The organism is Maribacter sp. 4U21, from assembly GCF_002742365.1.
GTDB lineage: Bacteria > Bacteroidota > Bacteroidia > Flavobacteriales > Flavobacteriaceae > Maribacter.
This window is the reverse complement of the sequence record NZ_MDGN01000054.1, coordinates 178,989-201,879: the sequence shown is the minus strand read 5'-3', so window position 1 is coordinate 201,879 and position 22,891 is coordinate 178,989. Positions and strand designations below refer to the sequence as shown.

The following is a 22,891-nucleotide window of genomic DNA, read 5'->3' as shown; positions in this document are numbered from 1 at the left end:
GATCTGCACGGGTGAAAATTTGCTCTTCCTCATAATACTGTTTAAAATTAAAGATTATTATTCTACTTTTAAACAGTTCGGTTTTAAGGGAAGCTTACAATAGGTTATGATTACGTTTGTATTGTTTTTTTACATCTCTTGCCGCATCTAAAGCCCCTCTTTTATCAAACTTATTTATTGCGGCCAAGTCCGCAAAATCCAACATATCTATTTTTTCCAACTGCGTAGCAGCACCAAATTCAGGGGTCATCACATATAGAGAGACATCGCTGTGTTCTATAATTTCGGTATCAGACTGGCCAATACCCGAAGTCTCTAAAATAATTAAATCAAACCCAGAAGCCTTTAATATTTCAACAGCTTTGTTTACATGCTTCGACAAGGCTAAGTTGGATTGGCGGGTAGCCAAACTCCGCATATAAACACGTTTATCATTGATGGCGTTCATCCTAATAAGATCTCCTAATAATGCCCCGCCGGTCTTTCTTTTAGAAGGGTCAACGGAAATTATACCTACAGTCTTTTCGGGAAAATCCATTAAAAAACGCCTTACTATCTCATCTACCAAAGACGATTTTCCAGAACCACCAGTACCCGTAATACCTAATACTGGCGAAGCAGAAGCTTTGACCAGCTTAGCAACCTTGTCGAGTGCCTCTTTAGCGTTTTTCGGGAAATTTTCTGCGACAGAAATAAGTCTGGCTATAGCCTTATTATCTTTGGATTTTAATCCCTCCATTTCATTCGTCAATGATTCTCCCGTAGGAAAATCCGAACTTTTTACCAAGTCATTTATCATACCTTGCAGTCCCATTTCCCTGCCATCATCAGGCGAATATAATCTTGCAATGCCGTAGACCATTAAACTCTTAATTTCTTCGGGAGGTATAACTCCCCCACCACCACCGAAAATTTTTATATGATGACTATCCTTTTCTTTTAGAAGGTCGAACATATATTTAAAGTACTCATTATGTCCCCCTTAATATGATGTAATACAGATAGCATTGACGTCTTCTTGAATGGCCGTGTTTACCACTTCCTCGACACTACGGTCATGACCGAGATGAATAACCTCTACTCCCGTTGCCTGTATGATTCTCCTCATAATATTGATAGCTGCATCATGCCCGTCAAAAAGTGAAGCTGCGGTAACAATTCTAGTTTTATTATTCGGTTTGTAAACTGATAGCTGTTTCATAGTGAAGTGTTTAAAGCTTAGACCCTCTCTTAAATTTAAGTATTTTCATTATGCTCGAACAGCAGTAGCACTGTGGATAAATTATTATTTACAAGAAAACGGTGACTTATTTCTAAGGGTTTGAATAAATTGAAAACCACAAAAAAGAAAGATTTCCTAAAATTGATGTATTAAATGTAATTCCGGTCATAAGATTCTTAAATAATGGATATCCAAATATTAAACCCTGTATACTCTGGTCATTTCGCTACCTTTATACTATTATCTCTTGGCAATGCGAAAAAAAATCACAAGACTCACTCTTTTGATACTTGGTCTATTCCTAGTAGCATTAATACTTTCCAATTATATAATTAATTGTTTCGCAGAAGGCAAGACATACAGTTCGGTCTCAAAAACGCCCAAAAATAAAGTAGGCTTAATTCTGGGAACTTCTAAAAAGCTGAAAGGAGGAGCACCCAACCCTTACTATTCCAATAGAATATCGGCGACAGTTACTCTATTCAGAGCAAGTAAGATTGAATACATTTTGGTTAGTGGGGATAATGGTAGTATCTACTATAATGAGCCCACGACAATGAAAAAAGACTTAATAAGGGCCGGTATCCCTGAAGAAAGAATTTTTCTGGATTACGCCGGTTTCAGAACTTTAGATTCCGTATTCAGGGCCAAAATAGTTTTTGGGCTGCAAGAAGTAACCATTATTTCTCAAAAATTCCATAATGAGAGAGCTATTTATCTAGCAGCTAGAAAAGGACTGAACGCAATAGGTTATAATGCCAAGGACATCCCCTTGGAGGCGGGATTAAAAATACAGTTCCGGGAGTATTTTGCCCGGGTAAAGGTATTTTTAGATTTGGCCCTGAAAACCCAACCCAGGTTCTATGGAGAAAAAATTCTGATCCACTAACATCCAACTTTATTAGAAATAATGTCCAAAACAAAAGTATTGCTTAGAAACTTAGGTCCAGGCCTCTTATTTGCAAGCATGGCAATTGGCACTTCTCATCTTGTACTATCTACAAAGGCAGGGGCTAAATATGGGTGGATAATGGCTATACCCATAGTGCTGGCCAACATTCTAAAATACCCATTTTTTGAATTCGGTGTGCGCTACACCAGCGTTACCAACAAGACATTAATTGAAGGTTATTTAAATAGAGGCAAAGGCTATTTGTTATTTTATGCTTTCATTAACCTAATCACTACGTTTACTATTCTTGCCGCCTTATATACGGTAACTTCGGGTCTTTTCATTAACCTATTTAAGGTGACTGAATTTTCAGTAAGCAGTGTAGCCCTAGGTCTTTTTATGCTGATCAGTGCACTTTTGATTATAGGCAGATATAAGTTTTTGGAAGTAAGTCTAAAGTTTGTGGTAAGTATCTTGTTTTTAGCACTTATTGTAACTACGGCTCTGGTTGTAGCGCAAGGTCAAGTAGAACCTGTCGACGATTTTGTAGCTACTCCAATTTTTAATGAGGTTGGAATTTTATTTTTAATAGGCTTGATGGGTTGGATGCCGACCACAGTAGAAGCCTCTAGTTGGGTAAGTCTTTGGAGTATAGAAAAATGGAAAAACCAAGAAAAACCCACCCTTAAAGAATCGCTCCAAGAATTTAATGTTGGGTATGTCTTAACAGGAATCCTTGCTTTGTTTTTTATGGTGATCGGTTGGTTTACACTTTACGGAACCAATACCATTTTGAGTAATAATGCAGTTAGTTTCGCAGATCAAGTGGTACAATTGTTTACCACACATATAGGTTCATGGGCCTATATATTTATTGCCATCTCTGCTTTTGCAACCATGTTCAGTACTTGTATGACCGCGCATGATGCCGTGAGCAGGGTAAGTCTTGATATCATTGATTTACTATTTCCAACTAAAAAAGAAATAAAAACTAAAAGAAACTTTGCAATAATCGTTCTTTTACTAGCGGTTGTAAACTTTATCGTTATTGCGGCATTTGCAGCGAATATGGGAAATCTGGTCGCCTTGGCTACCTTTGTTTCTTTCGTTGTTGCTCCTATCATTGGATATATGAACCTAAAAATTGTAATGAGCAAGGATGTATCGAAGGAATATCGTCCGAATAGGAATTTACAAATACTTACTTACATTGGTATTTTGTTTCTATCCTGCTTTTCTATGTATTACTTCTATATCGTAATCGCTTAAGATCATACGAAACACCCGTAAGCAACTATTCAACAACCTCTATAAGCGTTCTTTCGTTCTGTTTATGAAGAAAATCTAGACAATATGCTCCGTTGGTACAATTATTCTTGATCTTTTCTTCCCCGTAACCTACAGCTTCAATAATATTATTGGAAGACAGACCATTTTTTAGAAGATAAATCTTAATAGCGTCCGATCTCCTTTGAGAAAGTTTTTTGTTGTAAGCTGAGCTACCTCTGCTATCCGTGTGCGTTTCTATTCTAAGCTTCAGTTGTGGGAATCTTTTGACCGCATCAACGACCTTATCCAATTCATTAATGACACTAGCATTTACCGTACTCTTATTCTTATCAAAATAAAACTTATTCAGTTTTAACACGGTTTTATCTTCTTTGATTTCTATTAAATCATCTAACAGAGCTAGACCCATGTTATAAGGACTTTTCTGTACTTCTTCCATTCCTTCTGCTGAATAAGCCGCTGAAAAAATAGAATAACGCTCTTTAGTAGCTTGAATAGTGACTTGTTCTTGCCAAGGAATTTCAAAAGAGAAACTACCATCTGCACTGGAATATACCTCTTTCAAGACTTCTCCCTCTCTACTTAATAACCTAACTTGTGCTTTAGATATCCCATCTTTAGAAGACAGATTGACCACTTTACCTTTTAGTCCAAAAGTTTTTAATCCTGGTGCTTCGCTTAGTTCAAAGCTATAGATATCGTCACCTCCCTTGCCCCCTGCCCGATTGGATGCTAAATAGCCCGTAAGCCCCTTATCACCGTCTTCTTTAATAATAAAGCCAAAATCATCCGCTTGTGAATTAATTCCTTCTCCTATATTCACAGGTATGCTATAAGATTCCTGACCTTGAATATTGGATTTATAAACATCCATACCACCTAAACCATAAAACACATCCGAAGAAAAATATAAACTTCCGTTATGTATAAAAGGGGCTATTTCATTTCCTGGAGAATTAATTCTAGGTCCCAAATTTATTGGCGCCGACATAATTTGTCCATTGTTCATTAAAACATAGTACAAATCGGTACCACCGTAACCGTCCTCAAAATTTGCCGAAAAATATAGTCTTTGGCTAGAAGCCTCAAAAAACGGATAGTAGAAAGAAGTACTTAAATCCTTTAGTAAAAAACGAAACTGACCGCTATCATATAGCATTCCTATGGCCAACGCATTTTTGCCGTTATCGTCAAAAGCCATTTCACCCTCCTGCGTATTGGAAAGTATATAGAAAAACCGATTCAGTTCTTCAGAAAAGAAAGGAGTAGATTTATGGAACTTGGACTCTGGAATCTTTGTGAAGGCAGCACTATTGATTACGTCACCGTCAGTGGCTATTTCACCAAAATAAATATCCAAATAAGATTCGCCCGAAGGCTTGTAAACCCCTTTAGATTTTTGAGGTCTACCACTGCTGAACAGAAGACTCTCTTTGTAGAATGCGGGAGAAAAATCCCCCTGCGGTGAATTTATGCTAAGGTTTGTGATATTAACTTCGTCCGGTTCTTCAGAAGCGCCCAAAAGCTCATAATTAAACGCTGCATTTTCTATCAATTCAGAAGACAACATAGGAGATTTAGACTTTAGAAATGCCCGAATCCTTTCCTTATTTTTACCTTTGGACATGCTTTGAAGCATCTTGTTAAAACGGTGCACAGACATTATGGTATCGTTTTTATTTACCTGCATGTACAATTCAGAGGCCTCATCGTATTTACCCGTTTTAAAGTAAGCATCTGCTAGATTGAGAACCTGGCTGTTCTTTAAAGGTGCCTTCGTTTTTTCCTTATTATATGCTGCAATAGCCGCTTCATATTGATAACCGTAAAAAAGGTTATCTCCCTTTGAATTTTTATTTTGAGCAAAAAGAGAAGAGGATATCACTAGAAGAAATACGATGAGTAATTTAAATTTCATATCCCGTTTATTTAAAAGAATCTTGGTGTATCAATCTGTTTTGGCTTACCCTTGGCATTTTTGTTCTTATTGTTCTTATCCGTGGAACTACCTCCGCCTTTTCCAAGGAAAAATTTCAATATAATTTCATGCGAACCATTATTAAATTCTCCCAACGCATTGGTATTATAATCGTACGAGTAACCAATAAATGTTCCACTGGAAATCTGAAAACCTGCCAAGCCACTAAATGCATTCTCCACACGATAGGAAACGCCGGCCGTAAAAACATTGGATATCAAAAAATTAGCTGAGACGTTAATATTCAGTGGTGCACCTTGAAGGGAATTAATCAAAAATGCAGGTTTAAATTTTAGGCCGTCCGAGAAGTTAAAGACATATCCTCCAATAAAGTTAAACTGCATTCTGTCCTCTACAATTGAGGCTACGTCGTCGTTATATACTCCTTCCGTTAAAAAGTTTGGAATGGAAGCTCCCAGGTACCAATTATCTCCATACAAAAACGTACCGGCCCCCACTGTAGGATAAAATCTACTCACGTTCTCTTCATTCAATGGTTCCCCAGGGTTTTCGAAGGTTCCTTTAGAGAAATCGATGTTCAAGAAGGAACCTCCTGCATCTAGACCAAATGAAAGTTTGGTTTCATCCGTTAAGTTTACTTGATATGAATAGGACAGGTCTGCATACGTCTGTGTCTGCGGGCCCAATTGGTCATTTACAACATTAATACCCAAGCCCATCTTTTCATTCTTAAAAGGCAAGTTGGTTCCGAATCGTATGGTTCTTGGAGCACCGGGGATATCTATCCACTGAGCTCTATACAATCCAGCGATTTCCGCATTTTCGACAGTACCCACATAGGCAGGGTTAAAACTCCCAATATTGTACATGTACTGAGTGTACTGCGGTTCTTTTTGACCGTACACCGTCGTGCCCACTGTTATAGACAAGAGTAAAAAACTAAGGACAAAAGTATATCCTGACTTATATATTTTACAATCCATAGTACCTTTTATCGTATCAATTGTATCCATCCCTTATCGGTTACCGGAATACCATTATTGATGGAATAGTTAAGTATGTAAAAGTAAGTTCCTTTTGGCGCATCTTTTCCCTCATAAGTACCGTCCCAAACGTCTGCAACTGGTTGGTTGGATACTGATTGGCTATCCACTTCAAATATTAGCGAACCATAGCGATCAAATATCTTCATACTATAAACGATATCCGCAAAAGAACGTGTATCAGTATCTTCTAAATTTATCCGTAACACTTCATTCCCGTCCCTTCCATTAGGTGAAAACTGATTATACAAAAACCCGGGATCTCGTCGCGTTCTCTCCAGTACTTCCACAGCAACTGTTGAAACGTTATCAGAAGCATCGCCGTCTCTAGGAGAGGAACGAAGCAATGATGCCGTATTACTGAAAGTACCTAAACTGGGAACTTCAACCGTAATCTCTAGCTCTGCCTCCTCGTTTCCTAAAAGTGTTTCTATTTCCCACTGACCTGTTGTTTGATCATAATTTCCGTTGGATGTACTATGGGAAATATAAACAAATCCTGAATCGATGTCCGTTGAAATTACATCCTCTATAACTATATTGGACACCATCTGATTCTCTGTAGATAAATTGGTAGCCACTATTTTAAAGGTAATAGTTTCTCCTAATAAAGGGTTATCGTTGTCTACTGATTTAATTACCGAAAGATTAATCCCCTCAGGAACTTCTATTTCCAGGATTACGGCAGCTTCATTATTCTCTTCATTGTTATCCAAAGGAAACGATTCTAGTAAAGTAGCTGTGTTGGAGTAAACACCATCTTCTAAAATAGTTACAGTTAACTGTAATTGCGCATTACCTAGAGGAGATAGTTCTAAAACGTCCCATTCCCCCGTTATTGGGTCATAAACATCATTGGTATTGCTTGTGACGTGGCTCATATACTCAAATCCCGTCTCTAGGAGCTCACCAATTTTTATTCCCAAAACCCTGCTATCCGATAAATTGTTAACACGAACCGTGAAAACCACCGTATCACCGATTACCGCATCCGGATCATCCACCACCTTAATAATTTCAAGATCAATAGGGTCTGGTTCACAATCGGGTGTTAAATTAGGGTCACAAGCATCTAATGGGTCAGTACCATTAGCCTCCTCATCCCCATCAGAAATACCATCTCCATCGGTATCACACAAACCGTTGGTATTATCTGGAATACATGGGTTAGCGTTTGCAGGATCCTGTTGGTCATTTACACCATCATTGTCAGAGTCCAAAACATTGGAATCCAAGGCATCTATGATACCGTCGTTGTCTTCATCCAATGGATTGTTGACATCCGGACCGGTTTCGTCCCCATCATTTATACCATCTCCGTCCGTATCCGGGTTATTCGGATCCGTTCCCAAAGTCGCTTCTTCGCCACCTAACAAACCATCCCCATCCGCATCCGTATCACAATCACTTACTGAAATGGTAACGTCTACAGAAACATCTGTACAGGGCGCCGTAGAACCCGTTGTTGTGTAGGTAAATACATAATTCCCGTCAGGTAAATCTGTGAAATCTACAGTATTATCATCACCTAAAACAATACTTGATGAAGGGTCAGTCGTTATGGCCCAAACACCGGCATCTTGACCTGATAATCTATCGTCCAAATCCAAGCTTACGGGTCCGTTAGCTGCAACACTACAGGCAGAGGCATCTGTAGCTATCCCAGCACTTGCCTGAAAACCGACCGTAGCAATAACCTCCTGCCTATCTGTAGCACAGCCATTTTCCACCGCTTCTGCGTAAAAAGATCTTGTACTGCTAATTGTGGGAGTAGTAAAACTTGTACCTGTAGCCAAAACAGTTCCTCCGGTCGGAACATCGTACCAGTTAATGGAAGCACCATCACTGGCCACTGCGCTGAGTAATACCGTACCGGTATCACATCTTTCATTATTGGTGACGCTCACTAGTGTTGGTGTCGTGTTAAGGGTAAGCTCAACTTCTATCGTTCCGCTGGCACAATCATCGTCAAAATTATTTGGTGTTCCATTATCATCTAAAAAGAACCCAAAGTAAGAACCATCGTTCGGCGGGTTAGCGACCTGAGCAGCCGTTAGGTATGCATTTTCATTCAATGGATTCGAGAGCGTACTCCATCTCAATTCTGTACCCGCAGGAGCGGTACTATTGGTGTAGTCGTTCAAACTAACGTCTATTACGTCACAAAACACTGTCGGAACCGTAGTATCCAATATTGGTGCAGGCGCACAATTATCATCATCGTTAATTGTTCCTATGGCGTCCCCGCCATCAGCTAGGGCAACGCCATTGGTCGGTGTGGCCAACTGCACAAAGAAAGTTTCTGTCTGTTCCAATAACTGATCGTTATTTATTGTTACGGAAATGGTCTCTATTTCCCCAGCGGTACCGGTAAAATTCAGCTCATCTGGCGTACCCGTATAATCCGTACCACCGCCGATTGCGGTATCATCAGAAAAGCTGTACGTTACTCTTGTACCTCCGTCCACGGCAATATCCAAAGTCACATCGAACTCTAAAACACCCGTCGCAACATCTTCGTTTACAGCTTGGTCTAAAATAGTTAGCGTAGCCCTATCATTATCATTGATGTTCACCGTAGCGGTCCGTGTTGGTGCAGCTCCCAATACGTAATTCGTCCCAGTAGCCAAATTCAAGATAACGGTTTCAACGGTTTCTTGAATGTTGTCATCCGTAGGGACTATGGAAATGGTACCCGTTTGTTGTCCCGTAGGTATCGTCAAACTTGTTCCAATAGTCGTATAATCCGTACCATTCATCGCGTTACCGGCACCAGTAGCAATGGTGTAATTAACGGTAATTGGTCCGCCTGATGTATTCGGTGCGCCCAAATCTATGGTAAATAGTCCCGTGGAGGTAGCCGGCGTATTTTCCGTAGCGCTAGCATCCGTTGCCACAATAGTTGCCGTTAGATTATCATTATCGGTAATGTTTACGGTGTCTGAATTATCTGGGTTCGCTGCAACTACGTAAGTTGTTCCAGAACCTAAAGTGATAGTAACACTTTCCTGTCCTTCTACAATGGTATCATCGACCGGACGTATCGTAATTGCTGCGGTCTGACTTCCATCTGGGATGCTAACACTAGAACCGATATCACCATAATCAGCAACGTTCGTTGCCGTTCCGCTAGCGGTAAAATTCACTATTACCGGATTACCCGTATTGTTCACAGCATCTAATCTCACCGTAAAGGTTCCCACTGCATTTGCCGGAGTATTCTCCGCGGCATCGGCGTCTGTTGCTGATATAGATGCTTCAAAAACATCGTTATCAGCAATATTTACGGTCCCAGTTCTAGTGGCAACAGCACCTAAGTCGTATCCCGTCCCAGTCGCCAAAGTAACTGTAACCGTCTCAGTGCCTTCTACCAAGAGATCATCGGTAGGAGTAACGGTTATCTCCGCAGTTTGGTCCCCATCAGCAATTGCTATACTCGTTCCGATATCCAAATAATCCGTGATATTGGTAGCCGTACCTGTAATGGTGAAATTTACTATGATGGGAGCCCCAGAGGTATTTGGTGTGCCTATATCAACGATAAATGTACCCTCCGTTGCCGGATTACCTTCTTCGGCAGTAGCCGAAGTTGCGGCAATGGTAGCTATATAACTATCATCATCGGCATTAGTTGCGTTGATGATTCCATCCGGTAGACCATCAAAAGCGTCATCACTAGCTGCATCGTCAACACTTACCGTTATCGTATAATTCTGGAGTCCGTCTACTATAGCATCATCCACACCTGTAACCACAACTCGCTGCGCAACATTAAAGTTTGCCGGAGTAAAGATAACCGAAGCAGGACTCACCGTAGCCTCTCCCGTATCCGAAGAGACAATATTCAGGACTACATTTGTCGTTGGTTGGCTAGTCAAAACCAAATCAAAATTTTCCTCGATATCCGGTTCAGATGTTTCTGTAGTTCCTCCAAGTTCCGTAATAGAAAAACCTATACTATCATTATCTAAATTTGTGACCGGAACATTTGCTACTGAAGCACCGTTTAAGACATTGTAATCCGCATCTCCCGATGTAACATTTCCTGTTATAATAGTGTAGGCAACATCTCCATCAGCAGTTAAATCATCGACACCAGTAACGGTGACAACTTCACCGGTATCCCAATCTGCGGCGGCTATTGTAACAGACGCGGGAACAATTCCCTCATCTGTATTATTACTGCTTAAGACTATACTGACGGTACCTGTAGGCTGACTTGTCAGCGTAACGGTAAAGGTAGCCTGCGTACCATCCTCACCAGTATCTCCGCTAATTGCAGATACATTGACACCAGCCACATCATCGTCCACGTTGGTAACCGTCAGTTGTGGTACATCACCACCCGTTAATCCATCATAAAATGAATCTGTGTTCGAGGTAACATTACCCGTGTTTATAAGATCATCGATATCACCATCTATAATATTATCGTCTACACCTGTAATTATCAAATCTACCCCCGTATTCCAGTTCGTATCGTCCAAAAATACAGCAGCAGGCCCAGAGGTTTCCGTAGCATCATATCCATTTATTAGAATTCTAACCTGATCGGTGGGTTCACTATCGAGTGTAAAGGTAAAGGTAGCTGTCCCGCCACCTTCAGTGGTATTACCCGTTAAGGTATTGACCGTTACACCAGCGACATCGTTATCTCTTATCCTTCCTCTTCCCACACCGTCATCTATGTCAACGCCTGCATCACTTGGCGTACCCAGAATAACCTCAAAGTCTTCATTGTCCACCTCATCAATGAAGTCGTCGATAATGGGTACAGTAATAGTCCGAGTTTCGCCTGCCAAACCTGCAAATACAAGGGCGGGACCTATGGTATTATCATAGTCCAAACCGCCGATGGCTTCATCATCATTGAAGGTATAACCTACCGTAAAGCCACCTGGAGCTATAGCATCTAGTGTTACGGTAAACACCATATTACCGACATCTTCATCCTCAGTCACATCATTAATGGACAGCTCTTGGGCCCTAACCAAGGTGGTAAAGAAAAAGAGTGGTAGCACAGCATACCAAAATGCAATAGGCTTTTTGATAGTAAGTAGATTTTGAAGGCCAAGCGTATTTTTCATGTTCATATCAGTTCTTTTGTCCACTCCATAGAATTATGACAAAAAGTAAAAAAGGGGTTTAATATTACTAAAAAAAATAGCTAAACCTTTAATTAACAGATTAAAAAAGGCTTTTTGGGTTGAAATACAGAATAGACCTATAAAAGTTATGATTCGAAAGTAGGAGATTGCGTTTGCGCGTTTGGCTCTATTTTCCGCACCAAACCCTGCAAAACCCTACCAGGCCCTATTTCCGTAAACATAGTGGCCCCATCTTTATACATGTTTCTAACACTTTGCGTCCATTTTACGGGTGCCGTTAATTGTAGAATTAAATTCTTTTTGATGGCTTCTGCCTCTGTAACGGGAGTAGTACTAACATTTTGGTAAATGGCACAAGTTGGCACGCCAAATTGTGTATCTGCAATGGCCGTGGCCAATTCTTCACGTGCCGGTTCCATTAAGGGAGAATGGAAAGCGCCGCCTACAGGCAACACTAAAGCGCGTCTGGCGCCTGCTTCCTTCATCTTTTCACAAGCTACATTGATAGCCTCGACCTCTCCCGAGATTACCAACTGACCTGGACAGTTATAATTTGCAGCTACGACCACTCCGGGAGTATCGGAACATATTTTTTCTACAAGTTCATCTGCTAAGCCCAAAACCGCCGCCATTGTACTTGGTTGCAATTCACATGCCTTTTGCATGGCCATAGCTCTTTGCGAAACTAATTTCAACCCATCTTCAAAAGACAATGAGTTGTTTGCCACCAAAGCTGAAAACTCACCCAAAGAATGGCCTGCAACCATATCTGGCTTAAATGATTCACCCATAACTTTAGATAGGATAACGGAATGCAGAAAAATAGCAGGCTGTGTCACTTTTGTCTCCTTGAGCCCTTCCGGCGTACCGTTGAACATCACTGCGGTAATATCAAATCCTAAAATATCGTTTGCTTTCCCAAACATATCTTTTGCAAGAGACGATTTCTCATAGAGGTCTAGTCCCATACCTACGAACTGAGCTCCTTGTCCCGGAAATATATAAGCGTTCATAATTTTTGATTTAGAGGGCAAAAATAAGGATATAATATTCACCCACAAATAACCGTATCATTCGAAAAATAGATACGCTACCCCCTTTCATTTGAACCATCCTGAATATGTTATATAAGCTTCTGCAATGCGGTTAATCTCTCCCGTACTCAATTCCGGACTAATATCCTTGATTTTTTTGGCAGGCATCCCTGCGTAAATGGTTCCCGATGGTACATGGGTTCCTTTGGTCAATACCGCACCGGCAGCGATGATACAATTAGACTCAACGACGCAATCGTCCATGATAATACTACCCATACCCACCAATACATTGTCCTTAATAGTGCAGCCGTGTACAATGGCATTGTGTCCTATTGATACGTTATTCCCTATCGTCGTTGGCGCTTTTTTATAGGTACAATGAACTACGGCTCCATCCTGCACATTTACTTTGTCTCCCATCTTTATAAAATGAACGTCTCCCCTTAAAACAGCATTGAACCAGATGCTACATTGGGCCCCCATGGATACCTCGCCAACTATAGTAGCATTTTCGGCAATAAAACAATCCTCTCCTATTTTTGGCGTATGACCACGTACTGATTTTATCATGTTGCTATTGTATATTTTAATCGAAGTAAGCAAGAAACTCTTTCTTTTTTGAGGCAGAGACCATTAGTTCCTTTCCATTGGATATCATAACACTACCGCCTTTACCTCTCCTATATTTGACCACTTCATTAACGTTCACAAGATACGATTTATGGACCCGTGCAAAAGGAAAATTAGATAGGGCCTCCTCAAAATACTTTAAAGTCTTACTCACTAAAATCTTCTTGTTCTCCAAGAATATTTCCGTATAATTATCATCTGCTTTACAGTATAGGATTTCCTCTATATTCAAAACTTGGAATCCATCTTGTTGGGGAAGCGTCAACTTACCACGTACTCCTTTCGATTTGGAATTCAAGACGCGTTCCTGTAGTTTATTTTCCTTTTCTTTCACCTCAAGTACGTAGTCTACAGCTTTAATAAGTTCATCAATATTTATTGGTTTCATCAAATAATAGGCCGCATGCTCATTCAGCGCATCCTTAGCATAGTGGTCATACGCGGTTACAAATACTATTTCAAAACTACGTTCAGGTATTTTTTCAAGAAGGTCAAAGGCATTTCCAAAAGGCATTTCTACGTCCAAGAAAACCAAGTCCAGATTATGGTTGCCAATAAGTGTAAGACCTTCCTTGATTGATGCGGCCTCACCTACTAAATCCACTCTTGGGCAATATTTTTTCAAGTAATTCCTTAAAATTTCCCGACTATTGGACTCGTCCTCGACTATTATGGCTTTTAAATTCATTTATCCTTCTTTATGGTAAAAATTACTCTGGTACCTTGACCAGATTCCATTAAATCGGTGATTACAACGGCTACCTTATCCTTATACATATCGTTTAAAATGGCCACTCGCTGTTTTATATTACCCATGCCCTTAGACTTTTGCTTTTTCTGGTTTGCAGTCTTAAGTTCTGCTGATCTTCTTCTTCCAATGCCATCATCGGTAATACTAATCTCTAGTGCTCTTTCACTTTTCGATGTTACATTAACCTTAAGAACACCTTTATCCTTTTTATATCTTAGCCCATGCCAAATAGCATTTTCTATATAGGGTTGTAGCAACATCGGCGGTATTTGAAACGAAGAAATATCGACATTATCATCAATTTTGATTTCGTAATCAAACTTATCCGGAAATCTAGAGTGCTCTAATTTTATATACAATTCTAATAATTGTAATTCTTTTGCCAGGGGAATAAAGTCCTCTTCCGAATTTTCTAGCACTGACCGCATTAGTGTTGAAAATTCACTTAAATATCTATTGGCACTTCGTTCGTCGCTTTTTGCGATATAATTGTTAACGGAATTAAGTGCATTGAAAATAAAATGAGGGTTCATTTGGGATCGCAAAGATTTGAGCGCTAATAAATTATTGGCCAGCTTTTGCTGTTGATTACTTCTATAAAAAAAGAAAGCCGCCAAACCGGTTAGCAACAGTCCCACAATTAAGGAATAGATTACCCAACGTTGACGTTTATAGCTCTCCTCAGATAGTTCTTGTTCAGTCAAGGCCAGATCATACTTGCTTTGAGATAGCTCCCGCTCTTGTTCCAGACCAGTTATTCTGCTTTGCGTTGCTGCTATTTCACGATTAAAACGGGCCGCTCTAGAGATTTCCTGCTCTTTTCTTATATAAAGGGTATCTACCAAGGTAACATAGGATTGATAGGTCTCTAATGCTTTGTCAAAATCCCCGTTAAACTCATAAACTTCTGATAGTTTACGCGTGGCATCTTTTTGTACGACCAAGTCGTTCTCGGAATCCGCTTCTACAATACTTCTTTCCAAATAGGGAATTGCTTCACTGTACTTATCTTGGGCTATGTACGCATTCGCTATTTTGTAATTAATGCGTTGCGCGGTTATCGTGTCGCCCATTTCTTGCCTCCTAGCTTTACTTTTGGGAAAATTGAGTTTATCCAGTTCCACCAAACTATTCTTACGCAAAGCGATCTCTTCATTAAATTGACTTTTTTTATTATAAAAATCCGCCACCTTCTCCTTTTCCTGTAAAGCGCGCTTAGGAGCAAGTTTATTTGCCAATTCAAGTGAATTGCCATAATAGGCTTCTGCCTCCATCAATTGATTTCCTTGCGAATAAGCATCAGCGATCTTAGAATTTAAATCTGTCATCTTGGGCGTAATCTGGTTCTTTGTGGCCACCTTTAGTCCTTCGTTATAAAAGGAGACAGCAGCTTTGACGTCATTTAAGCCCTTTTTAATATCTCCTAAAAGCTCAAATAAAGTAACCCGTTGGTAGGGTACCATATTTTGTAACTCCATCAACAGGTCAAGAACTTTATCAGCCTCTTGGTACTGTTTATTAACAATCAAGGTTTCCCCCAATAAAAGGGAGGTTTTTATTGATTTGTTGGCTTCAAGGGCATCTTCAAAATTATCTATGGCCAAGTCATACTGTTTATGAAAAAGATATATTTCTCCCAAAGCGGTTAAAGATTTTGCCAATTCATTTTTATTGCCTCTACTACCTAAAACGGCGATGGATCGTGCAACGAAATCAATACTCTTCGCAATATCTTTTTTCTTGTAAGTTTCGGCCGAATCCAGTAAGGATTGATGTTTAGAAGCTTCACGTTTGGAAATTCCAACAGTACTACTCCTCCTATTTCTGGGAACATAATCCTCAACAAGTACCTTAATATCCTCATCACTCTTAATTACATACTTCACCGTTTCAAAATCCGAATCCTTCACAGTTAATTCTTCGCCTTTGGCCGTTCTAATTTTAAATTCGCCAAGGCCGTTCGTTACAGTATACTCCCCCGAGCTCGTTGATATGGAAACTCCAGAAATAGGCTGTGATGATACCTTTTCCTGAACTATTCCCTTCACCACGAATTTTTTGACGCTTCCTCCCTGTTGTGAAAAACAAGTATGAACGCCTAGCAAAACAAAGAGTATATATATGAACAGATTTTTCATAAGGTCTAATTACTGTAAACTTAGCTGATTTTATGATTACTTAAAAATCGATTCTACATCAAAAAGCCTATAAAAATTGACCATTTGGACCTTTTACACAGCCGGTGATTGCTTTTACTCATTCAATAGGCCTATTCCCTCAAAGCCATTATTTCATGAAAAAGTTTGCAGTTAGATTTATCCCAAAATAAAAACGAAAAGATGAAAAATTATCAAAGAATAGCAGCCTTGAGCCTAATGACATTAACGCTATCGTTCACCTATGGATGCGAACTTAGACCAAAGACAGAAAAAAAGCCTTTTTTAGCTGAAGTAATGAAACCTGACGAAGCAACTAAAAAAAACAACACTGTTAAAATTGCGCTTCTATTGGATACAAGCAATAGTATGGACGGACTTATTAACCAAGCAAAATCTCAACTCTGGGATATCGTAAACGAATTTACACACGCCAAATGTGGTAATGAAATGCGACCGGAATTACAAATCGCCATCTATCAATACGGGAATGATGCCCTTTCCTCTGGGGAAGGCTACATACAACAAGTACTGAACTTCAGCGATGATTTAGATGAGATTTCTGAAAAACTCTTTTCATTGACAACTAACGGTGGAGAAGAATATTGTGGAGCGGTCATCCAAACCTCTTTAAAGCAGTTAGAATGGGGTAAAAATCCGGATAACCTAAAAATGATATTTATTGCTGGTAACGAACCGTTTAATCAGGGAAAGTTGAATTATAAGGATGCGGTAACCAATGCTAAGGAAAAGGATATTGTTGTGAACACCATCTTCTGTGGCAACTATGAACAAGGCATACAATCTAACTGGAAAAGTGGCGCTGCGCTGAGCGGCGGAGAATATATGGCGATTGACCATAATAGGCAGGTAGTCCATGTGAGCACCCCTTATGATGACATCATTATAAAGCTTAACTCGAAACTGAACAAAACCTACCTTGGGTACGGCTCCTTGGGTGCATCCAAATTTGAGGCCCAAGCAATGCAGGACAATAATGCCATGGAAATGGAAGAAGTTGTTGCTGTAAAACGAGCCGTGAGCAAAAGCTCGCGTCTTTACAATAACAAAAAATGGGACTTGGTAGATGCTTCGGGAGATAAGACATTTGATATAAATTCCCTTGATGATAAAGATTTACCTAAAGAGTTACGTGGAAAATCGAAGACCGAAAAGATTGAATTTATAGAAATGAAAAAATCCGAGAGAGAAGAGGTTCAAAAAGAAATAAAGGCTTTGAATGCCAAAAGACTGGCCTATATTGCTAAAAACCAAAAGAATGAAAGCGAAGATGGCTTAGAGGGTGTCATGTTAAAGGCAATCAAAAGGCAGGCCTCAGCAAAGAACTATATTTGGGAATAAAACAATTTTTATGGTACTATTGGAGGCTCTTTCTTTAACGGAAGAGCCTCTTTTTATTGTGCCGCCGGACAGTAACAGTCGTACTTACGTTCTGCTTGACCAAAATCGTACCCCAATGTAATCTGATGAAAACCACCATTATCAAATCTAACATCCCCGGTTTGATAAGAATAATTGTAGGACACCAGAAAGTTTTTAATATTGGCGCCGATTATCGGTGTGATCAACTGCAGTCGTTGCTCACCAAAACCACTAGCTGTCTGGAACTGAGCCCCGTCAAAACTTCTTCTGTAAGATAGACCGCCCCAAATTCTACCGAAATCAACATCACGGTATACCTTGGCGTTGATGTCTATGGTTTTCTCTTCGGTAAACTCCGTCAATTGAAATAGTACAGAAGGTTCTACTTGCCATTCACTTCTTCCAAAAACGTATCCTGCCGAAATGAGGTACCTTCTAATATTATCAATAACCAACTGGTCGGGATTATCTTGTCTATCTCTATAATAAATATTTCTTCTGCTACCCGTTAAAGCGTTGATTACTGCAAAATGCGCATAAAATTCCATGAAGTTATAGGATAAACCCAAATCAACATTGAAATAGGATGCACTCAATTTTATACCCGCTATTGCAGGGTCTTGCAATACAGACCTAAATTCACTTTCGTCAAGACTACTCTGTAAAATTGTACCACTTAAACCAAAAGATAACTGATTTAGGGCCCTTACATCGTCCCCACCCATTCTAAGGTGATGTGCATAAGTAAGTTTCATTCCTGTTTGCGAATGATATCCATTGGCATCGTTGAAAACAATTGCTCCTACTCCGCTGGGTCCATCACCTAATCTAAAGTGAGCATTAACTGTCTGCAAACTGGGCGCATCTTCTACGTCAAACCATTGCTTTCTCGCAGTAGCCCTAATTTTACCTCCCTGACCAATCCCTGCCATTGACGGATATACTAGATAGTAATTATCGGACAGGTAATCAAAATATACGGGTATACCTTCCTGTGCAAAGGACTTTAGACCAAAGGCAAGGAAAGAAAAAATGATCAGTAGCTTAAATTTCATCTTAGGAAATGAGGAAATAGGTTCAATATTCGCTAAATATAAAGTATAACGACGTAATGCTAACAATATTATATGAGCTTTAACTTAGATTTCCTTCGTATTTTTGTTTAAAATTCTATAGCGATGAAAGAGTACACCATTACGGTTGTAAAAACCAACAATCCTACCATACTTAAATTTGAAACGAACCATCTTCTCGTTAAACGTAAGAACTACGAGTATAAAAACATAGACGAGGCCCAAAATGCTCCGCTGGCGCAACAACTTTTCCACCTTCCATTTATCAAGACAGTTTATGTGTCGGGTAATTTTATCGGTCTGGAACGCTATGATATCGTAGCCTGGGAAGACGTAAAAGATGAAGTAGCACAGCAGTTAGTGGAGTACCTCAATGCCGGCGAACCTGTTGTTATCGAAGAAGATACAGACAAACCAATCGCCATTACGGTCTATGCTGAAGTTACACCGAACCCGGCGACCATGAAATTCGTTGCAAGTAAGAAAATTGTTGGTGCGGCCTACGAATTTAAGAATATTGATGAAGCCAGGATGTCTCCTTTAGCGATGGAGCTGTTTCAACTACCGTTCGTGAAAGAGGTATTTATTGATGAAAATTATGTTTCGGTATCCAAATATGAGGTAGCCGAATGGGAAGATATTACCTTAGAACTAAGAGAGCTTATACGTAATTTTATAGCTCAAGGTAAAGAGATTGTTCTAGGAAATGCCAAATCCGCTGGGAAAGAGGACACCAAGGAAACGACTGCTGTTACAGTGGAAGAAAATCTAGATGACACTTCTAAAGAAATCATCGATATTTTAGAAGAGTATGTTAAGCCGGCCGTAGCAAGTGATGGTGGTAACATTCTTTTCAAATCCTATGAGCAGGAAACAGGTAGGGTAAATGTGATACTGCAAGGTGCCTGTAGCGGTTGTCCGTCTTCGACTTTTACTTTAAAAAACGGAATAGAAACCATGTTAAAGAATATGATGGGTGATAAAATAAATGAAGTTGTAGCCCTAAACGGCTAAAAAAACCAACAGATGCATTGAGCTTTCTTTCATAAAATTTAGTACTTTGTAAAAAATATAAAAACACTAATTATGGCAGTTTTAAAAGTAATAGAAGTATTAGCGAATTCAAGTAAGAGTTGGGAGGACGCGGCCAAGAATGCAGTAGACCAGGCCTCAAAATCTGTAAAGAACATCCGTTCCGTATATTTAAACGAGCAAAGTGCCACCGTTGAAGACGGAAAAATGGTTGATTACCGCGTCAATGTAAAAATCACTTTTGAAGTAAAGTAAGCCTTACTTCAACAAGACAAAAAGCACCAACAGGTGCTTTTTTTATACCCCAGTTTTAGCGTACGACCTGTAGCTATAATTTAGAATTGAACTATGCAGCAAAAATATACCAATAACCTTATTAAAGAGACCAGCCCCTATTTGCTACAGCACGCGCACAATCCTGTTCATTGGGAAGCGTGGAACCCCACTGTTTTGGCAGAAGCAAAAAGGAACAATAAACCCTTGCTCATTAGTATTGGCTACGCCGCCTGTCATTGGTGCCATGTTATGGAACATGAATGTTTTGAAGACGAAGAAGTTGCAAAAGTGATGAATGAAAATTTCGTCAATATTAAAATTGATAGAGAGGAGAGGCCTGATATTGACCATATTTATATGGATGCATTACAGATGATGACCGGTAGTGGCGGTTGGCCGCTGAACATTATCGCGCTACCGGACGGGAGACCTTTTTGGGGCGCCACCTATGTAAAGAAAAAAGAATGGACCACCGTCCTTTCGCAGTTAAGCGAGCTTTATAAGACAGAACCGAATAAGGTAATCGGCTACGCTGAAAACATGGCCCAAGGTATAAAGCAGATAAACCTTATCGCAACTAATACCGACACTGATACCTATTCTTTAGACCGGTTAAGGAAATGTGTGGAAAAATGGTCCGGTTATTTTGATACTTTTCTAGGCGGATATAGGAGGGCTCCAAAATTTATGATGCCCGTGAATTTAGAATTCTTATTGCACTACGCCGTAACTCAAAAAAACGAGTCCATCATGGATTATGTGGATACTACATTGACCCGAATGGCATATGGTGGAATATTTGACCATTTAGACGGAGGTTTTTCCAGGTACGCGGTTGATACCAAATGGCACGTGCCCCATTTTGAAAAAATGCTCTATGACAATGGACAGCTCACTAGTCTCTACGCAAAAGCATATGCCTTTACAGGGAACGCCCACTATAAGGAGGTAGTGGAAAAGATAATTAATTTTGTCACCACAGAACTAAAAAGCAAAAATGGAGCCTTTTACTCCTCTCTCGATGCAGATAGCCTAAACGACCATGAAAAACTTGAGGAAGGTGCATATTATGTTTGGAAGAAAGAGGACTTACAAGATGTACTCAAGGAAGATTATCCTCTTTTCGAAGATTACTACAATATTAACTCCTACGGTCTTTGGGAACATGAAAACTATGTTCTGATAAGGGATAAAGCGGACAATGAAATTGCCGTAAAGCATCATATTGAAATCTTAGAGTTACAAGCCAGAATAAAAAGAAGTTTACAACTACTCTCGGAAGAACGCAAAAAAAGAGCGTACCCCAGACTGGACGATAAGATTCTAACCTCATGGAACGGTTTAATGCTTAAAGGTTTGGTAGACGCCGCCAGATATATTCAAAATGACAGTTATTTATCATTGGCATTAGAGAACGCTGAATTCATTCTAAAAAACCTAACAAAATCAGACGGAAGTCTTTATCATAGTCGCAAGGAGGGAACCAGCACAATTAATGGGTATTTAGAAGATTATGCTTCCGTCATAGATGCCTTCATAGGCCTCTACGAAATTACGTTTGACGAAAAATGGTTGTCCACGGCCAAGCAGCTAACGGACTATTGTACGATAAATTTCTTTGATGATAAAAGTGAGCTATTCTTCTTTACTTCGAAAGAGGATGACATCCTTATTCGCAGAACTTTAGAGACTTCAGACAACGTTATCCCGGCCTCTAATTCTATAATGGCTTTAAATCTGCTGAAACTTTCAAAATTCTTTCCGGAAACAAAATACAGGACCGTCTATCAAAATATGCTTAAAAACATACAGCCAAATTTTGATGAAAATCCGCAAAACTACGCGAATTGGTTGCATCTTGTTCTCTTTGAAAATTTACCGTTCTATGAAGTCGCTATTGTTGGCGATAGTTATAAGGAGAAGGCTAGAACAATCGCCAAAAATTACTTGCCAAATACGATTTTTGCCGGAACGCAAGAGAAAAGCGAGTTGCCCCTACTGAAAAACAGATTAGTTAAGGGTGCTACTCAAATTTATGTCTGCCAGGAAGGAAGTTGCAAGTTACCGTTAACACATACAAAAGAAGTTTTAACGCTTTTACGTCTAAACAACTATCATTAACAATAGTTTAAACAAATTTGCTTGTCAGGCCCTACTCAAATTTCCAACTTTGCAATTCAGTATAAATAAATAAAACTTATGGAAGAAATTACCGATTATAAAGTACATATAAAGAAGGCAATTGATTGGCTTTGGAACGCCCTGCCAAACATCGTTTTGGCTATCATCATTCTGGTTGCAGGAATCTACTTAATTAGACTTATCAATAAACTTGTTCGAAAGTTTTTTCAGAAAAAAGACTATGACCTTGCCTTGGAAACCTTTTTACAAAGCTTTATCAACATAGCGCTAAAGATTATTCTATTCGTGGTAGTCATATCCCAACTAGGCGTACAGACTACATCATTGGCCGCGATATTAGGAGCGGCCGGACTTGCTATTGGACTTGCCCTCCAAGGGTCCCTTTCCAATTTTGCTGGCGGCGTACTTATTCTTTTATTTAAACCGTTTAAAGTCGGTGATTTTATTTCGGCCCAAGGTGTGGATGGAACCGTAAAGGAAATTTCCATCTTTACGACCAAAATAAACACGTTTGGGAATCAGGTTGCTATTGTTCCCAACGGACAGCTTTCCAACAATAATATTGTTAATTATAGCGCTGAGAGCACTCGAAGGGATAAAATTGATGTCGGTATCGGTTACGGGTCCAATATTAAAAAAGCAAAGGATATTATGCTGCACATTTGTAGCGACTGTGAACATATTTTAAAAGAACCCGCTCCCGAAGTGTATGTTGGGGCCTTAGCAGACAGTTCGGTAAACCTGACCCTACGTTTTTGGGCAAATAACGAATTGTTTTGGCCAGCACATTTTCATGTTATGGAAGAAATAAAAAACAGGTTCGATGCGGAGGGTATAGAAATTCCTTTCCCACAACGTGTAGTTCATGAAGCAAAGGCCTAAAAAATTAACTTTACATATAAAACTTCCAAGCCAAA

General features: G+C 39.6%; 15 protein-coding genes and 1 pseudogene. 7 read left to right on the top strand and 9 right to left on the bottom strand.

All coding sequences use genetic code 11. The features are described from left to right. Nucleotides 1–100: 100 nt before the first annotated feature. Nucleotides 101–1,201: pseudogene (locus tag BFP77_RS11745) on the bottom strand (cobalamin-dependent protein); the annotation flags it as partial. A gap of 274 nt (nucleotides 1,202–1,475) precedes the next feature. Between BFP77_RS11745 and BFP77_RS11740 the strand changes: the two are divergent. Both BFP77_RS11740 and BFP77_RS11735 read left to right on the top strand, forming a co-directional pair. Next, nucleotides 1,476–2,111 (top strand): SanA/YdcF family protein, encoded by a 636-nt coding sequence (locus BFP77_RS11740; RefSeq protein ID WP_099574213.1) that lies wholly within the window; start codon nucleotides 1,476–1,478, stop codon nucleotides 2,109–2,111. 21 nt (nucleotides 2,112–2,132) lie between these two features. Continuing rightward, complete coding sequence (locus tag BFP77_RS11735; protein WP_099574212.1) at nucleotides 2,133–3,383, top strand: NRAMP family divalent metal transporter; 1,251 nt, start codon at nucleotides 2,133–2,135, stop codon at nucleotides 3,381–3,383. A 25-nt stretch (nucleotides 3,384–3,408) separates the two neighbouring features. Here the strand turns inward: BFP77_RS11735 and BFP77_RS11730 are convergent, their stop codons facing one another. From BFP77_RS11730 to BFP77_RS11700, 7 genes are all read right to left on the bottom strand, one after another. After that, nucleotides 3,409–5,322: an OmpA family protein gene (locus tag BFP77_RS11730; protein ID WP_099574211.1), complete on the bottom strand. Its 1,914-nt coding sequence runs from the start codon at nucleotides 5,320–5,322 to the stop codon at nucleotides 3,409–3,411. Nucleotides 5,323–5,333: 11 nt separating this feature from the next. After that, complete coding sequence (locus BFP77_RS11725) at nucleotides 5,334–6,326, bottom strand: PorP/SprF family type IX secretion system membrane protein (protein WP_099574223.1); 993 nt, start codon at nucleotides 6,324–6,326, stop codon at nucleotides 5,334–5,336. Nucleotides 6,327–6,334: 8 nt separating this feature from the next. Further along, nucleotides 6,335–11,497: a Calx-beta domain-containing protein gene (locus BFP77_RS11720; protein ID WP_180272350.1), complete on the bottom strand. Its 5,163-nt coding sequence runs from the start codon at nucleotides 11,495–11,497 to the stop codon at nucleotides 6,335–6,337. 122 nt (nucleotides 11,498–11,619) lie between these two features. Then, nucleotides 11,620–12,507: an ACP S-malonyltransferase gene (gene fabD / locus BFP77_RS11715; protein WP_099574209.1), complete on the bottom strand. Its 888-nt coding sequence runs from the start codon at nucleotides 12,505–12,507 to the stop codon at nucleotides 11,620–11,622. An 87-nt stretch (nucleotides 12,508–12,594) separates the two neighbouring features. After that, entirely contained in the window at nucleotides 12,595–13,101 is a 507-nt protein-coding gene (locus tag BFP77_RS11710) for a gamma carbonic anhydrase family protein (RefSeq protein ID WP_099574208.1), read from the bottom strand. Between the two features lie 16 nt (nucleotides 13,102–13,117). Further along, entirely contained in the window at nucleotides 13,118–13,849 is a 732-nt protein-coding gene (locus BFP77_RS11705) for a LytR/AlgR family response regulator transcription factor (protein WP_099574207.1), read from the bottom strand. Further along, on the bottom strand, nucleotides 13,846–16,050 hold the full coding sequence (locus BFP77_RS11700) for a histidine kinase (protein WP_099574206.1): 2,205 nt from the start codon (nucleotides 16,048–16,050) through the stop codon (nucleotides 13,846–13,848). Before BFP77_RS11700 ends, BFP77_RS11705 begins: the two co-directional genes overlap by 4 nt. A gap of 201 nt (nucleotides 16,051–16,251) precedes the next feature. Between BFP77_RS11700 and BFP77_RS11695 the strand changes: the two genes are divergently transcribed. Continuing rightward, nucleotides 16,252–17,430: a vWA domain-containing protein gene (locus tag BFP77_RS11695; protein ID WP_099574205.1), complete on the top strand. Its 1,179-nt coding sequence runs from the start codon at nucleotides 16,252–16,254 to the stop codon at nucleotides 17,428–17,430. A gap of 53 nt (nucleotides 17,431–17,483) precedes the next feature. Here the strand turns inward: BFP77_RS11695 and BFP77_RS11690 are convergent, their stop codons facing one another. Next, nucleotides 17,484–18,506, bottom strand: coding sequence for a PorP/SprF family type IX secretion system membrane protein (locus tag BFP77_RS11690; RefSeq protein ID WP_099574204.1), 1,023 nt, complete (start codon nucleotides 18,504–18,506; stop codon nucleotides 17,484–17,486). 123 nt (nucleotides 18,507–18,629) lie between these two features. On the opposite strand from BFP77_RS11690, the gene BFP77_RS11685 reads away from it, so the two are divergent. From BFP77_RS11685 to BFP77_RS11670, 4 genes are all read left to right on the top strand, one after another. Next, nucleotides 18,630–19,538, top strand: coding sequence for a NifU family protein (locus BFP77_RS11685; protein WP_099574203.1), 909 nt, complete (start codon nucleotides 18,630–18,632; stop codon nucleotides 19,536–19,538). A 72-nt stretch (nucleotides 19,539–19,610) separates the two neighbouring features. Continuing rightward, complete coding sequence (locus BFP77_RS11680) at nucleotides 19,611–19,811, top strand: dodecin family protein (protein ID WP_099574202.1); 201 nt, start codon at nucleotides 19,611–19,613, stop codon at nucleotides 19,809–19,811. Nucleotides 19,812–19,904: 93 nt separating this feature from the next. Continuing rightward, nucleotides 19,905–21,953: a thioredoxin domain-containing protein gene (locus BFP77_RS11675; RefSeq protein ID WP_099574201.1), complete on the top strand. Its 2,049-nt coding sequence runs from the start codon at nucleotides 19,905–19,907 to the stop codon at nucleotides 21,951–21,953. Between the two features lie 78 nt (nucleotides 21,954–22,031). After that, a complete protein-coding gene (locus tag BFP77_RS11670; RefSeq protein WP_099574200.1) occupies nucleotides 22,032–22,856 on the top strand; it encodes a mechanosensitive ion channel family protein in 825 nt (274 codons plus the stop codon). Nucleotides 22,857–22,891: the final 35 nt, after the last annotated feature.